The organism is Photobacterium makurazakiensis (genome assembly GCF_050336715.1).
In the GTDB taxonomy this organism is placed as follows: domain Bacteria; phylum Pseudomonadota; class Gammaproteobacteria; order Enterobacterales; family Vibrionaceae; genus Photobacterium; species Photobacterium makurazakiensis.
Genome location: NZ_JAKJSJ010000031.1, coordinates 26,709 through 41,599, shown reverse-complemented (window position 1 = coordinate 41,599; position 14,891 = coordinate 26,709). Strand labels below are relative to the sequence as shown.

Genomic DNA, 14,891 nt, shown 5'->3' with positions numbered 1-14,891 from the left:
TGAGACCTAGGATCAATAATCTCGATGATTATCTGACCTAATCTATCAAGTATTAGGGCTGACAAAACGGCCTTCTCGCTTTAACATAGTCATATATTCACTTTCACCTAGCCCGTCAGATTGTGCACTGTCTGACCGCTACTTCGACATCATGGATACCTATGAGCAATTGGTCTGAAGCTTTGAATTTTTCCCCTATTTCCCTATCACCGGAAGATAGCCTGCCAGAACTGGCATGTGTTGATCTGTCGAGCTGGGGACTGGTTACCTTAATTGGCGACGATAAGAAGTCTTACCTACAAGGTCAGGTTACGTGTGATGTAGTGACGCTTTCTGCAGAACAATCCACACTCGGCGCCCATTGTGATGCCAAAGGCAAAATGCGTACGGTATTTCGCTTATTTCACCATAATGATGGCTATGGCTTATTTCAGCGCCAGAGCATTATGTCGACCCAGCTACCAGAGCTAAAGAAGTATGCTGTTTTTTCTAAAGTCGACATTGAGCAAAGTACCGATGTTTTATTAGGCCTAACAGGCTTAGCTGCACAACAAAATGTTGATGCACTTTTCGGTGGCGACGGTGATGTGCGCGTCATTGATGGCGGCACCGCAGTTAAAATAGACCAACAACGCTGGTTGCTGGCGTTGACTGCCGAGCAGGCAACGGCGGTTGTGGGCAAGTTAAGCGATAACGCAGTGCTGTGTGATGATAGCTTGTGGGATCTCTATGATATTCAAGCGGCGCAGCCTCGTGTTGATGCGGCCACTGAGCTTGAATTTATTCCACAAGCTATGAACCTGCAGGCTGTCGATGGGATCAGTTTCAAGAAAGGGTGCTATACCGGCCAAGAAACGGTTGCACGCGCCAAATACCGTGGTATCAACAAGCGTGCCATGTACATCGTCACAGGTCCTGCTGAGGAATGCCCGAAATCGGGTGATGCATTAGAACGTAGCGTGGGTGAAAACTGGCGTAAAGGCGGCAGTATTATCGCAGGTTATCAGTACAACGACGGTACTGCGGTTGCGTTAGTTGGCCTGCCTAACGATCTTGATGACGACACTGAATTCCGCCTGAATGGCCAAGCCGCTACATGGCAACAACTGCCACTGCCATACTCACTAGTAGACAACGACTAAGCGATGAATACTCCGGTTACCTCTTACCTCCAAGAAGAAGGCGTGGAATACCGCCTTCTTCCCCACACCCAACCAGCCAAAACGGTCGAAGAGGCGGCACGTGAGCGCGGCGTTGATCCTCAGCAAATGGTGAAATCTATTTTGCTGCGAGATATGGGTGGATTTCACGTCTTAGCGTGTGTACCAGGCCCTGCACAAGTTGATCCAAAAAAAGTCAGAGCAATGTTTGGCTGTAGCCGTATGACATGTGCCGATGCTAGTGATGTTGAGAAAGTGACGGGGTTGGTCATTGGCACTGTTGCACCCATTGGCCTTAAACGGCCTTTACCGGTCATTTTTGATCACCAAATCACTAAGCACCAACGAGTGAATATCAGCAGTGGCGACCGTATGGCAGGTATTGAACTTGAAACGGATGATTTGCTGATTCTGTGTGATCCGATGTTTGCCGATATTTGTCGGTAACCCCGGAGAATAACAATGAGTAATATTAACTGGCGTGGCGTTGATCTGAATTTGCTCATCGCCTTTTCAGCCTTAATGGAAACACGCAGTGTCACAAAGGCTGCAGCGAAGCTATCGATTGGCCAATCAGCCATGAGCCATAACTTATCGCGACTACGGGCACTGATTGATGATCCGCTGTTTGAGCGCCATGGCCATCAAATGATCGCCACCGACAAAGCAATCGAACTTGCACCTGTGGTTGAACAAATTTTGCAGCTTGTTACCAACGAAATCCTTCAGCCTGATGATTTTTCACCGCGTTCCTATCAGGGCAGCTTTCGTATTGGCTTAACCGACTATGCCGAATTACTGTTTGCGCCCGCATTATTCGATGCTATCCGTCAGGCCGCCCCTCATTGTCAGTTGAGTTTTTGCAATATTGATCGGAATAACTACCAGCAAGCGGTGGAAACACAAAAAATTGATTTGGTGATTGGCTCAATGACCGATTTACCTCGGGAGTTCGAGAGTCAATACCTGTACACCGAAGACCATGTCTGCTTATTTGATGCTCGTGCAACAGGGCTATCACCTCCCATTGATTTAGCGCACTACATACAGACACCGCAGGCATTGGTAACGCCTGATGGTAAGCTAGCTGGTAACGTTGATAACCAACTTCAACAACAAGGTTTTCACCGTCACGTCGCCGTCGGATCAAGTAACTTTATGACCATTCGCCATCTGCTTACGGGACGAAATTTACTGTGTGTCGTCTCGACGCTAATGGCCAAGCTTGATGTCTTTCATGACAACCTCAGCCAATGTCGCCCACCAGTCAACATTCCTGATTTTGATATCAATATGTTGTGGCTAAAACGCAATACTAACCACCCTCGCCTAGAGTGGTTACGCCAGTGTGTTCACGGCGCGGTTACGGCAAGGGTGAGCGAGCTTCGCCAACTAGGCTGACCAGAATCATTACACCGGTGCCGAGAAAGGCAATCTGATGACGGAGGGGCAGCTATAGCCTAACCCCTCTTATCTTCGTGAGGCCTGCAATTGAACTGGCGGCTTTTTCCATTGCTCCAATTTTAGGGGTAACATCCTTTTTTTTACTGCCACACCCACATCCACAGCCCCCTTTTTCTCGCTTACAAGGACGACCTTGCTCAGCCGAAACTAATGGTTCTAATGCTATATCGCCCTGTAGAACTTGACGCACAGTCGTACGAGGGGGCACTTTAAATACTTCAAAACCCGCATTCAGCAATCTCGCTAACGAACGTTGGCCAATATTTCCCAGCACTAATTTACTGACACCTTGTTCTTTCAACTGGCGCTGAATCACTTTCTTATGCTTACAGCCAACCTCACGACGGCCCTCGTTAGATAGTTCGAGCAGCAACAGGCCCTGCTCATCAAAAACATGAAAAGCAGCAGCTTTGCCAAAATGACCAGCCACCTCATGACGAGGGGTTACAGCAATTGCGAGTGCCATACAAATACCTTATAAACCAATTAGATTGCTAACTTATACCAATCTGGATAAGTAATTGACCTAAGTATTACGCAGGAAAAATTGTTGTTATCAAGGCAGGGATTGCAGTAACGAGTGGTTCTAATTACAAAATCTCTAACCTAGAGAACAACGGTTTTAACCAGTAAGACTGATCAAGTGCTTATGTAGGTTGGTATTAATATCACGTCTGTTACTTAGTTGCTTTCATCGACTTTCGCCCAGCTAAAAACCACTAAACCAACTACTCAACTCTTATTTTCAGCTGAAGTATTACCCGCTTCGGCTACAAAATTAAGAGCTACAATTATTGGCATAAACCAGCGGCCAGCTTTGATCCTAAGCAGGAAATGTCACTTTTATCTCTACTGATCGGACTTGCTGGCTGATTTAGCATAAACCACTATTCGATTTTAGCTTTCTCGTTACGTCGACCAAAAGTCGCACAATAAAAGCAGAATATCGCCCACCTTACTTTTGAGCCAATAAGACCTCATAAGAGACTAAGCCATTAAAATACAAACATAATTAGAAAATTATTCACACAAAAACAATGAAACATATCAATATGAACTTATTTTCCATTAACAATAAATAGAATAAAAAACTAAAACGAATAGATTTGGTAAAAGGTTAAAGCTAACAGAAGCTATTTAACATTGTTATTATGCTGAGGACATCACAAAAGCATCATGCATATTGTTTTATAATTCGTTTGGTATCAAACAAATGGAAAGGTTAGATAAATATGCGTATGTTCAAACGCTACGTGCCACAAATGATTGCAAAGCACGTTAGTCGTTTATTCAGTGGAAGGATCTACATTGATGGCCGTGGTGGTTATGAATTCAATAATGGACTATTGCTTGTGCCTGTAAAGGCAGAACATCGCCACTACCAAACCGTTAATGAGATAAATCAAGAAATAAAAAAACTTAAAGAGCTCTCATTTTAATCGCTGAGATTGACTCAATGATAAAGCCCACGTTGTACTCGGTGGGCTTTTTAGATCAGGGCTCAAGCTATTCAGACTCATCCACTAAATCTAGATAGTTATCAGCATCCAGTAGGTCGGTAAACTCATTTTCATCGTCTACTTTAATTTGAAACAGCCAACCGTCACCATACGGATCACTGTTCACCAGCTCAGGCGAACCTTCAAGCTCCTCATTAACGGCAACTACAAAACCGGTTAATGGCGCATAAATATCTGAAGCGGCTTTTACCGATTCAGCCACCGCGCAATCTTCACCAGCCTCGGTTGCAGCATCAAGTTCAGGCAAATCAACAAATACCATGTCACCCAACAATGACTGAGCATGGTCAGTGATGCCAACGGTATAAATGCCTTCCCCTTCATGGCGAACCCATTCATGGGTATTGGTATAGCTTAACTCAGAGGGAATATAGCTCATGGTGCAACTTCCTTATGAAAGCCTGCCTATCGCCCCACTCAATGCGAACAAAGCAGATGTATTAATATCTTGGGGATACCCCTTAATTTGGTCATCTTTGCCCTTATTACTTAGCTAACAGGCCTTGTAACCATCGACAAATCTAACTCAAATTTCCTGTTATTTACTTTAGGAGAAAAAAACGAAATTGGATCGAAATATTGATGATCTATTTCAATGTATTAGATAGGGTTAGACAAAAAAGCACATCACATAGAAAAGAAAAAGCCGCTTCATGAGCGGCTTAATACAGTAAGAAATCACAAGGCGGTAGGATTAAAAACGCGCGAGTTCTGGTAACTCTCCCGATAAACCCAATGCTCGCTTCATAAATTCATCTTTAACGCCTGGCGCTTTATCGGCAAACAACATGCCGAGGTCACGTACTAACTTTTTGGCTGGATGGCTGCCATCAAACAAATCTTTGAACCCTTGCATCGCAGTGATCATCTTCGCGGCTTCCGCTTTGCGCCAGCGTTCGTAATGACGCAGGTTGGCTTTTTTACCGATATCTTTCTCTTGCTGCCACAGCTGCTTGAGTTCTTGCGCCAAACTCGCCGCGTCTAACAGACCAAGGTTCACACCTTGTCCAGCAAGGGGGTGAATAGTGTGTGCAGCATCACCGACCAACGCAACGCGTTCACGGACAAAATCACGGGCATAACGCATTTTCAACGGAAAGGCCTCGCGCTCGCCTTCAACGGCACAGAGCCCCAAACGATGATCAAAAGCCGCAGTCAGGTATTTATTAAACTCGTGGTCTGGTATTGCACACATTTTCTCTGCTTCTTCTGGTGGCAGTGACCACACAATCGAGCATAGATCTGCATCAGGTAGTGGCAGAAAAGCCAATGGCCCTTGCGGGCGGAAAACCTGACGAGCGGTGTGTTGATGCGGTTCGGCACAACGAATATTGGCAACTACCGCACTATGGCCATAGTCCCAATGCGTTAATGGGATATCTAATTGCTGACGAAGCCAAGAGTTCGCACCATCGGCACCAACAACCAATTTGGCCGTTAGGTTTTTACCGGATTCAAGGCTTAGCCATGCTTCACTCTCACCAAAAGCAATGCTTTGGCAGCGCTCAGGGGCTAACAAGGTAACGTTGGGCAGTGCCTGAACCTTATCGAGTAACGAAAGCTGGATCACTCGATTTTCAACAATGTGCCCCAAGTTCGGTTGCGCTAAACGGGCAGCATCAAATGTAATATTGGCAAAACTGTCTTGCTCCCAAACCTGCATGCCGTCATAAGGTGCGAAACGGCGTGCTTCAATACCATCCCACGCACCTACCCGGCGTAAAATGCGCTCACTGGCTCGGCTTAAGGCCGATACACGTAAATCAGGTAATGCAGCTAAGTCAGGTTCAGGTAAGTGCCCTTCAATGACGGCAACGCGTAATTCTGTTTCAGCCAAGGCTGCGGCCAATGTCAGCCCCACCATTCCACCACCAATAATGGCGATATCAACACTTTGCATCATGGTTATCTTTCTACCTGTCCCATTGCCCGCCGTACCAGCGGAGCTTTAAATACATCATTCAATTCCATTGCCATTAACCCGGTATTTCGGCCAGCAATAAACGGTAAACTCGTGTTAGTAAACACGTTGACTAAACCGGCAGTCATGGCCACAGTGGCATCTCTATCAGGCGTACGCCGCTGCCGATAGGCACTAAGAATACGCTGACATCCAGCATCGCCATAAATCACAGCCCCTTTCGCAACTTCCTCTGCCAATGTCATGACATCGCGTAGACCAAGGTTAAAGCCTTGCCCTGCAATAGGGTGTAAGGTTTGAGCCGCATTGCCGACAATGGCAACTCGATGTGATGTCAACCGCTGTGCTTGGCGTAGCAATAAGGGATAAGCACTACGCCTTCCTGTTTTGACTAACTCTCCCAGCCGCCAACCAAAGGCTTGCTGCAAGTTCGCCAAAAATTCGCTATCGCTCCACCCCATCACGGTTTCTTTCTCGTCAGGTCGAATACACCAAACCAAGGAGCTCCGGCTTTCAGACATCGGCAATAATGCCACCGGTCCCGTCGGGGTAAAACGTTCGAACGCACGGCCTTTATGCGCTTCTGCCGTCGTAATATTGGCAATTACTGCCACTTGATTAAAGTCGTGTTCATTGTGGGCAATGCCCAGCATCTCACAACAACTAGACAACGCCCCATCGGCAGCCACCAAGAGCTTACTTTGGATAGTATCACCAGTATCTAACCTTACAGTGACACCCGCCACCTGACGGTCGATCCCTGCGATCACGGCAGGGCAAAGTAGATCGATACGATCAAGCTCGGTAAGTTGCTGATGAAAAATGCGACCAGCATCAGCCAATTCAATGACATAACCCAGCGCATCAACGGCTTGTTCGTGAGCATCAATATGCGCCATACCGGCATGGCCGCGATCTGAAACGTGGATGTGAGAAATGGCCGTTGCCACTTTAGACAACGCAGACCAACAACCGATCGAGTCAAGTATACTGACCGAACCTAATGAAATCGCAATGCTGCGGGCATCGTAGCCTGGGTGTAAGTCTAAGCGAGGGGCTACAGCTTCTACCACCGCAATATTCAACTGACCCGCACTCAACTTATTAAGGGCGATTGCCAATGTTGCTCCTGCCATTGCCCCACCAGCAATGACGACATCGTACTGCTTCACATCCAGTTCCTTTATTTATTATTCACTGGCTTACTTAGTGTAAGGTTGGTTTCTGCTCTGCTGGAGTACCAGTAACATCATCACTGTCTTCAACTTCGCCACGCTGACTTAAGCCAACTAAACACGTTAAGACACATTCCGGTACATACGCAACGACATTATTAAACAGCTCCGCCTGCTCGTTCATATCTTCATCTTCATCAATCCCGAGCTGAGAGATCTCTTCCAGCGCAGCAACGGCTTCAGCAACGTCATCTGATAGCTGTTTTTTGTCCATGCCCATCAGGCCAAGACCAGAGATAAAATTAGTCACCCACTCACTTAATGCCTCTGCGCGTAACATCAATTCTGCATTTTCTTCAGGCAGTAGCAATGACACAGAAAAATCGATTTCAACCAATTCGGCTGCTGTTGAGGTAAATAATGTTTGAGTTAATCCCCCCAACTCTGACGATGCTGCATTAAAAACAGAGCGTACCAAGGCTTTTGCCCCGTCGGTCATCGCTTCGCCTTCATTGGCATAATCACAAATCGGGCCGAGCCACTGCTCGCCATCAACCGCTAAGCCACCGCAAATCATGCCACTGAGCAAGCCGTGTAGCTCTGATGGGGTCACTGCTAAACCTTGCTCTTTTAGCATCGGTTCGATTGTTTCGTAGGCTGGCAATTTCACTTCGCTCATGGGCTGTTCACCTTAATGTCATTGGTGTGGTTCTGGTTTATGATATGCTACCACTTATCAGAAAGATCCGTCACTTGCCATTTCCTGTCAACGGGAACATGTTTATGCCAAACTGGTTAATATCTGATTAGTCAGACATCATAAAGCCTAAAGCGTGACAAGCTAGCTTGCATGTTGATAGGGGTTTTTTTATATTTAACAACTAACGCGTATCGCAAGCGGAATGCCATATTAACAGTCTGGCACGGAGCAGATGTAAAGTTTATGAGTAATCAGGCAGTAGAAATTCAGGTATTAGGCCGTAAATTTAAGGTTAACTGCCCACCTGGTCAGGAAGAAGCCTTACAGGCATCCGCTGCAGATTTTAACCAGCGCCTGAAAGATCTTTCTGAACGAACTAAAATAACTAACCCGGAACAGCTTTTGATGTTCACGGGATTAAACATATGCAACGAGCTACACGGCGAACGCCAAGAACAGCAGCGCAGTGCTGAAAAACTATCCAATAGAATCAATGAAATGGAAGATTTATTGGAGAAAGCATTGCAATATCAACCAAAGGGTTGATAATAAATTGTCCCTGGGGTGTACGTCAGCGAATCAACGTCCCCGAGCCGATAAGCAATAATCCAGGATTGGCTTTTTATTAGCTATTGAGCAGGCTCGGCATGTACCGAGAAGCCTACGGTTAATGTTGCCGGTCCACCTTGAACATCTGGTTCAAGGGCCTAGATTTGCAACGGCACCCTGGGGCATACCTCTTCACGCAGTGCATAATGCATTGTTGCAGCAGACTCGACCTTTCGAGCACACTCTGTCATTGGATGACCTATGAGATCTGCAATTCAACCTTCGGCCTCTCGCCAACAAATTCGTCAATTCGTTCGCCAACAGCGTCGTAGTCTTACGCTCGAACAGCAACACAGTGCTGCTCATGAGCTACTGAGCCAATGCCAAAAATCTTATCCGTTACTAAATGCTAAACACATAGCTCTGTATTTAGCGAATGATGGCGAACTCGATACCCAGCCTATTATTGATTGGTTATGGCAACGAGGAACAGCAGTTTACTTACCGGTACTGCACCCGTTCAGCAAGGGCCAGTTGTTGTTTTTACATTACACCCCCGAAACCAAGATGACCCTCAATAAGTATCAGATCCGTGAGCCCATTTTAGACATTCGCCTCGTCAAACCGGTTTCACAACTCGATATCATTTGTACCCCGCTCGTCGCTTTTGATGCAACTGGACAGCGTTTAGGGATGGGAGGCGGCTATTATGACCGCACCCTTAGTCGCTGGCATAGCAGCAAGCAGGGTCCCCGCCCTATTGGCCTTGCCCATAATGTCCAGCAAGTTGAACGTCTACCAACTCAAGCTTGGGATGTCCCCTTGCCTGAAATCATCACACCCGCTCAACACTTCTACTGGTAGCCCATATTGGTAGCCAATGAATACGGCCTGATGACCAATTCCTGTGACGCACAACGCAAACGTTTGGTTTTATGTGAGCCCATCATTCACCAATAAGACTATGTTATTAATAGTTTTATCTTTTTATCGGTAAAACCACGCGATTATCAAGGCAAGATAGAGACTGACGACAGCATTCCATTTGGCTATAATCAGCGCTCCGCATTCGTCGTCACTAGGAGAAAAGCATGACACAAGATGAAATGAAAAAAGCCGCTGGCTGGGCTGCGCTTGAATATGTAAAAAAAGGCAGCATTGTAGGCGTAGGTACCGGCTCTACTGTTAATCACTTCATCGATGCTTTAGAAACCCGTAAAGAAGAAATCAAAGGGGCAGTATCAAGCTCTATCGCTTCAACCGAGCGACTAGAAAAGATTGGTATTCCTGTTTTTGATGCGAATGAAGTCTCTGAGCTTGATGTTTACGTTGATGGCGCAGATGAAATCAACGGCGAGTACGATATGATCAAAGGTGGCGGTGCTGCCTTAACGCGTGAAAAGATCGTGGCTGCAATTGCAAAGCAGTTTATCTGTATCGTTGATGACACCAAGCAAGTTGATGTGCTTGGTCAATTCCCATTACCGGTAGAAGTGATCCCGATGGCACGCTCTTACATCGGCCGTGAATTGGTTAAACTAGGTGGTGACCCAGTTTACCGTGAAGGCTGTGTAACAGATAACGGCAACATCATTTTGGATGTTCACAACATGGAAATCACCAACCCGAAAGAAATGGAAGAGAAAATCAATGCATTACCGGGTGTCGTAACTGTGGGCCTATTTGCTCACCGCGGTGCTGACGCGCTATTGGTAGGCTCGCCTGAAGGCGTAAAAAAGTTCGAAAAATAACATACCAGCGACCAGCTGATAACGCTTTCGTTATTTGATTACAAAACGGCATAACACATGCCGTTTTTTATTATCTATCTTGTAATATTCTTACCCATAGTGGTTATTTTTTGATACTTTAGGTGTCAGCATGTACGCAACTGTTTGAGTGGCGCTCGTGGATAACCAACATACAGGGAAGTCATTATTATTTCCTGCCTCTGTATCGGCTCATCCTGAGTGCCTCCACTCAAAGTTTTAAGGATGAGAATCAATGGCTAAAGTTTCACTGGATAAAGATAAAATTAAGATTCTACTGCTCGAAGGTGTCCACCCTTCTGCAATAGAAATTTTTCAGCAAGCCGGCTACACCAATATCGAATACCACAAAGGATCGTTATCTGGTGAAGAGCTCGTTTCTGCCATCAAAGATGCCCACTTTGTTGGTATTCGCTCCCGAACTCAGCTGACTGAAGATGTCTTCCGTGCCGCCAACAAACTAATTGCTGTTGGGTGCTTTTGTATCGGCACTAACCAAGTTGAGCTCTCCTCTGCGGCTAAGCGTGGTATCCCAGTATTCAACGCGCCATTCTCTAACACGCGAAGTGTTGCTGAACTCGTTTTAGGCCAAACCCTATTACTACTACGCGGCATTCCTGAAAAAAATGCCAAAGCGCATCGTGGCGAGTGGCTAAAATCAGCCGATAACTCCTATGAAGCACGAGGTAAACGTCTCGGTATTATCGGTTATGGCCACATTGGTACACAGCTTGGTATTTTGGCCGAAAACCTCGGCATGCGTGTGTACTTCTACGATATTGAAAACAAGCTGTCTCTTGGTAATGCAACTCAGGTCACTTCACTGACTGAGTTACTGAATAAATGTGACGTGATTAGCTTACACGTACCAGAAACACCTGAAACACAAGACATGATGGGCGTAGAAGAGTTTGCGCGCATGAAGCCTGGCGCAATATTTATTAACGCTGCTCGTGGCACCGTAGTGGATATTGATTCTCTATGTAGCGCACTGGAAAGCGGCCACCTTGCTGGTGCAGCTATCGATGTGTTCCCTGTTGAGCCAAAAACCAACAAAGACCCATTTGAAACGCCACTGGCCAAGTTTGATAACGTGTTGTTGACTCCTCATATCGGTGGTTCAACTCAAGAAGCACAAGCAAATATCGGTATCGAAGTCGCTGGAAAAATGGCTAAATACTCAGATAATGGTTCAACCTTATCAGCTGTTGGCTTCCCTGAGGTTTCTTTGCCTGAGCACCGTAATTGTTCTCGCCTACTACATATTCATGAAAACCGTCCAGGCGTTTTGAACCAGATCACGACCATCTTCGCATCTGAAGGGATCAATATTGCCGCCCAGTACCTGCAGACGGGCCCAGAGATTGGTTATGTGGTTATTGATGTGGAAACTGAACGCTCAGAAGAAGCACTCACTAAACTAAAATCAATTGATGGCACTATTCGTGCCCGCATCTTACACTAAGCTGCACTAAAGTATTCGCTTAACCTCTTATACAACAAAGGAGAGCATATGCTCTCCTTTTCTCTATTTAAGCTATGTAGTTCAAGCTGTTATTGGCTCAGCTTAAAGACCACTTCAACCCTATCGCTAATAACAATTTCAGCATCTTGATAGGTCGCCGCCGTTTCAGGTGCCGCATCCATCGCCATGCGCATCATGACAGGGCGCGGTTGATTGGCGTGATAGTTAATACGCCACACACCGTCAAGTTCCTCGCCAAAGCCTTTCGCTAATGACTCTGCTTTTGCTTTGGCGTCATTAATTGCAGCTAGGCGGGCTTTCTCAAGGTATTCAGCCTCGTTGCTAACCTTTAACTCGATATTATTGATCCGGTTGATCCCATCGCCCAACGCGTGATCAAGGTATGTATTAAGTTGATCAAGATCGTCAACCGTTACCGTTACATTCCGGCTAGCACGGTAGCCTTTTAATTCCGGCTCTTTGTCCTTCGGGTAATGATACTGTGGTTGTAAGCTAATATTGGCACTCTGGATATCACTTCGCTCTACCCCTTGAGCCAAAAGACGCTCAACAAAAGCCGTGATCGCTTGATCAACCGCTTGCTTGGCTTCTTGTGCCGTTGGTTTTACTTCAACGACTGCAACAGAAAACACCGCCATATCAGGCTGGGCAACGACCTCTCCCGTACCAATTGTTTCGAGGTGAGGCACAGTAACATTGGCGGATGCTAAACCACTCGCCCCCATTAATCCAAATCCCAAAAGTACAGCAACTAATTGTTTTTTCATTAGGCTTTTCCTATCTATCCAGTCGTTTTCTTGTTCTGTTTCTATTCGACAACACGATTTAAGAAAATATCCCTATTCTTCATCTTTTTTTGTACATTGTTTTATTGTGCCGATCTATCAATTACTGGGGCAGTACTTGATGGGCATGATGAGTTAGCTGCTGTGATAGTTCGGTAAGTACCCCGCTCTCCAATGCCCAGTGATGCCAATACATGCGACGAGTCAGGAAAATATCAGGGGTCACATTCACCAATAGACCTTGCTCAAGCTCTTGTAATATTTGCACTCGAGGAATTAGGCTGAAAGCAATACCTTCTAACGCCAAGCGCACAAAAGCCTCCGATGAACGAACCGTATGCTTCATCACGCTCCCCATCGGCAAATTAAAATGCTGCTGAATAAAACGTTCATGCATATCGTCATGATGATCAAAAGCAACCCCTGGTGCTTCCACCAAGCTTTCCCGTGTTACCCCGCTAGAAAAATACTTCTTAGCAAACTCGGGGCTTGCGACACATAGAAAATCAACCCGACCAAGATAATCAGCCACACACCCAGGCATTGGTGTCGCTTCCATGCTGATTGCACCAACCACTTCACCGCTGCGTAACTTATCTAGCGTTCGTGCTTCATCCTCAATCATTAAATTAAGTTCGATCCGGCGGGACTTCAATAATGGGCTCAAGGCTGGCAATAGCCATGTCGCCAGACTATCGGCATTCGTTGCAATCGATACGGACAGTGGCTGACTAAGATCATCTGGCGTAATTTCAGGCAATAGCTCCTGCTCAAGTAACCGTACTCGACGATACAACCCCAAGATCTTTTGTCCAGCCGTTGTTGGCCTTGGCGGCTGCTCTCGCACTAGCATCGGTTGCGCCATAAGTTTCTCCAACTGTTTAATACGCTGCGAAACCGCCGACTGAGTAATACATAAATTCTCAGCTGCACGTTCAAACCCGCGCTGGGCAATCACCGCATCTAGCGCTTCAATCCATCGATAATCCAGTCCCCGCATACTTTTTCACCTGTTTTGTCTCTGTTTAATACCGTCATTAGAAAGTCTAATATTACATAAATTTTATTAGTTGTACTTAATATTAGTGGCAGGAGTATGCTTGCGCCAACACATTCACTCCAGCCTCCCAACCACAGGGAGTTGCTGTAAAATCAAACAATAAGGTAAGCAGGAAATGAGTATTTGGGCGCTATTACAAGGATTTGGCTTAGGGGCCACCATGATCATCCCGATAGGGGCACAGAATGCCTATGTACTTAACCAAGGGATCAAGCGCAACCATCACCTTACGACTGCGACCATCTGTAGCGTCCTTGATACCATGTTTATCAGCCTAGGGATCTTCGGTGGTGGAGCCTTACTATCAAGTAACGAAACCTTGCTGACTAGCGTCACGATTGGTGGCGTTTTATTTTTACTCTTCTATGGCTCGCTCTCACTCAGCAGTGCCTTTCGCCCTGCCGTCGAACAGGAAAAATCCAAGCAGGTACTCGCTCGTGGCCGCCGAGCAGTGATCCTCGGAGCCTTAGCCGTAACGGTACTGAACCCGCATATGTACCTTGATACTGTGGTGATCCTTGGATCTATCGGCGGGCAATTTGAAGGTAATGACAGAATAGCGTTTGCAATTGGTACGGTGCTGGCGTCGTTTGTCTGGTTCTATACCTTGTCAATTGGTGCCGCCAAACTAGGTCCTACGCTCTCAAAACCGAAGGTTAAACGCGGTATTGATATTACGGTTGCTGCTATGATGTTCTTCATTGCCGGTCACTTAGCCAAAGGACTATGGAGTCAGTATGTCGCTTGATCCCCAAAAGATAACGCAGCCAGCGGAAAAACTTGAAGCCATTTACCTGTCGAACCTATCCTTGTTCAACCAAACAGGTGTGAGTTATCAAGCGTGGCAGCATGAACCTATTCTGGACTTCGAGACCGATGCCCGCATTGCTGAAGAACTTGGCTGGACAGCCGCGCCGACTAAAAGCCTGTTTATGAAAATAAAAGGAGGGGGACATAGCTTGCTTCTCACCCATCGAGATAGCCGGTTAGACAGTAAGCTGGTCAAACAAATATTGGGCAAGCGAGTGTCTGTCTGCAGCCATGACGAAATGATTGAAGCGATAGGCTGTACACCTGGTGCTGTCTGTCCATTTGGTTTGCCGACTGATGTCGTGATGTTAATTGACCCTGTGCTCTACCAGCACAATGAGCTGATGTTTACCCCCGGTAAGCCAGAACTCACCTTTGCATTTTCCAGTCAGGATCTTAATACCTTGCTCGCTGCACTGCCTAATCGAGTGCTGCCCCTCACTTAATAACAAACATAAAAAATGGAGCCTTGCGGCTCCATTTTTTTGTTGG

At 46.3% G+C, this 14,891-nt stretch carries 17 protein-coding genes and 1 other RNA gene; 11 read left to right on the top strand and 7 right to left on the bottom strand.

Annotated elements, in window-relative coordinates:
* The first annotated feature begins 161 nt into the window (after nucleotides 1-161).
* From ygfZ to L4D09_RS14930, 3 genes are read left to right on the top strand one after another with little or no spacing between them, the layout of a single operon-like run.
* The gene (gene ygfZ, locus L4D09_RS14940) at nucleotides 162-1,142 is read left to right on the top strand and encodes a tRNA-modifying protein YgfZ (protein WP_428458313.1); all 981 of its coding nucleotides are present in this window, start codon (nucleotides 162-164) and stop codon (nucleotides 1,140-1,142) included.
* Between the two features lie 3 nt (nucleotides 1,143-1,145).
* On the top strand, nucleotides 1,146-1,607 hold the full coding sequence (locus L4D09_RS14935) for an aminoacyl-tRNA deacylase (RefSeq protein WP_428458312.1): 462 nt from the start codon (nucleotides 1,146-1,148) through the stop codon (nucleotides 1,605-1,607).
* A gap of 15 nt (nucleotides 1,608-1,622) precedes the next feature.
* Entirely contained in the window at nucleotides 1,623-2,561 is a 939-nt protein-coding gene (locus L4D09_RS14930) for a LysR substrate-binding domain-containing protein (RefSeq protein WP_428458311.1), read from the top strand.
* A 52-nt stretch (nucleotides 2,562-2,613) separates the two neighbouring features.
* On the opposite strand, the gene L4D09_RS14925 is transcribed toward L4D09_RS14930, so the two are convergent.
* Nucleotides 2,614-3,090 (bottom strand): NifB/NifX family molybdenum-iron cluster-binding protein, encoded by a 477-nt coding sequence (locus tag L4D09_RS14925; protein WP_428458310.1) that lies wholly within the window; start codon nucleotides 3,088-3,090, stop codon nucleotides 2,614-2,616.
* Between the two features lie 766 nt (nucleotides 3,091-3,856).
* Here L4D09_RS14925 and L4D09_RS14920 point away from each other — a divergent pair.
* Nucleotides 3,857-4,063, top strand: a complete 207-nt coding sequence (locus tag L4D09_RS14920) for a DUF1107 domain-containing protein (protein WP_428458309.1) — start codon at nucleotides 3,857-3,859, stop codon at nucleotides 4,061-4,063.
* A gap of 67 nt (nucleotides 4,064-4,130) precedes the next feature.
* On the opposite strand, the gene gcvH is transcribed toward L4D09_RS14920, so the two are convergent.
* The 4 genes from gcvH to L4D09_RS14900 form a co-directional block, all read right to left on the bottom strand.
* A complete protein-coding gene (gene gcvH, locus L4D09_RS14915) occupies nucleotides 4,131-4,514 on the bottom strand; it encodes a glycine cleavage system protein GcvH (RefSeq protein ID WP_428458348.1) in 384 nt (127 codons plus the stop codon).
* Nucleotides 4,515-4,838: 324 nt separating this feature from the next.
* On the bottom strand, nucleotides 4,839-6,047 hold the full coding sequence (locus tag L4D09_RS14910; RefSeq protein WP_428458308.1) for an FAD-dependent 2-octaprenylphenol hydroxylase: 1,209 nt from the start codon (nucleotides 6,045-6,047) through the stop codon (nucleotides 4,839-4,841).
* Between the two features lie 2 nt (nucleotides 6,048-6,049).
* Nucleotides 6,050-7,237 carry a 2-octaprenyl-6-methoxyphenyl hydroxylase gene (gene ubiH, locus L4D09_RS14905; RefSeq protein WP_428458307.1) on the bottom strand — a complete coding sequence of 396 codons (1,188 nt, stop codon included), beginning with the start codon at nucleotides 7,235-7,237 and terminating at the stop codon, nucleotides 6,050-6,052.
* A 34-nt stretch (nucleotides 7,238-7,271) separates the two neighbouring features.
* Nucleotides 7,272-7,919 (bottom strand): UPF0149 family protein, encoded by a 648-nt coding sequence (locus L4D09_RS14900; RefSeq protein WP_428458306.1) that lies wholly within the window; start codon nucleotides 7,917-7,919, stop codon nucleotides 7,272-7,274.
* Nucleotides 7,920-8,183: 264 nt separating this feature from the next.
* Between L4D09_RS14900 and zapA the strand changes: the two genes are divergently transcribed.
* The 5 genes from zapA (at nucleotide 8,184) to serA (ending at nucleotide 11,723) form a co-directional block, all read left to right on the top strand.
* A complete protein-coding gene (zapA, locus tag L4D09_RS14895; RefSeq protein ID WP_428458305.1) occupies nucleotides 8,184-8,486 on the top strand; it encodes a cell division protein ZapA in 303 nt (100 codons plus the stop codon).
* Between the two features lie 7 nt (nucleotides 8,487-8,493).
* Nucleotides 8,494-8,677, top strand: a non-coding RNA gene (ssrS, locus tag L4D09_RS14890) — 6S RNA.
* A 73-nt stretch (nucleotides 8,678-8,750) separates the two neighbouring features.
* A complete protein-coding gene (locus L4D09_RS14885) occupies nucleotides 8,751-9,353 on the top strand; it encodes a 5-formyltetrahydrofolate cyclo-ligase (protein ID WP_428458304.1) in 603 nt (200 codons plus the stop codon).
* 227 nt (nucleotides 9,354-9,580) lie between these two features.
* Entirely contained in the window at nucleotides 9,581-10,240 is a 660-nt protein-coding gene (gene rpiA, locus L4D09_RS14880; RefSeq protein WP_428458303.1) for a ribose-5-phosphate isomerase RpiA, read from the top strand.
* A 253-nt stretch (nucleotides 10,241-10,493) separates the two neighbouring features.
* Nucleotides 10,494-11,723: a phosphoglycerate dehydrogenase gene (serA, locus tag L4D09_RS14875; RefSeq protein WP_428458302.1), complete on the top strand. Its 1,230-nt coding sequence runs from the start codon at nucleotides 10,494-10,496 to the stop codon at nucleotides 11,721-11,723.
* 89 nt (nucleotides 11,724-11,812) lie between these two features.
* On the opposite strand, the gene L4D09_RS14870 is transcribed toward serA, so the two are convergent.
* Together L4D09_RS14870 and L4D09_RS14865 are read right to left on the bottom strand one after the other, a co-directional pair.
* On the bottom strand, nucleotides 11,813-12,511 hold the full coding sequence (locus tag L4D09_RS14870) for an oxidative stress defense protein (protein ID WP_428458301.1): 699 nt from the start codon (nucleotides 12,509-12,511) through the stop codon (nucleotides 11,813-11,815).
* A 121-nt stretch (nucleotides 12,512-12,632) separates the two neighbouring features.
* Complete coding sequence (locus tag L4D09_RS14865; protein ID WP_428458300.1) at nucleotides 12,633-13,529, bottom strand: LysR family transcriptional regulator ArgP; 897 nt, start codon at nucleotides 13,527-13,529, stop codon at nucleotides 12,633-12,635.
* A gap of 175 nt (nucleotides 13,530-13,704) precedes the next feature.
* Between L4D09_RS14865 and L4D09_RS14860 the strand changes: the two genes are divergently transcribed.
* Together L4D09_RS14860 and L4D09_RS14855 are read left to right on the top strand one after the other, a co-directional pair.
* Nucleotides 13,705-14,337 (top strand): LysE/ArgO family amino acid transporter, encoded by a 633-nt coding sequence (locus tag L4D09_RS14860; RefSeq protein ID WP_428458299.1) that lies wholly within the window; start codon nucleotides 13,705-13,707, stop codon nucleotides 14,335-14,337.
* Nucleotides 14,327-14,845: a YbaK/EbsC family protein gene (locus L4D09_RS14855; RefSeq protein WP_428458298.1), complete on the top strand. Its 519-nt coding sequence runs from the start codon at nucleotides 14,327-14,329 to the stop codon at nucleotides 14,843-14,845. The genes L4D09_RS14860 and L4D09_RS14855 overlap by 11 nt, the downstream gene beginning before the upstream one ends.
* Nucleotides 14,846-14,891 lie beyond the last annotated feature (46 nt).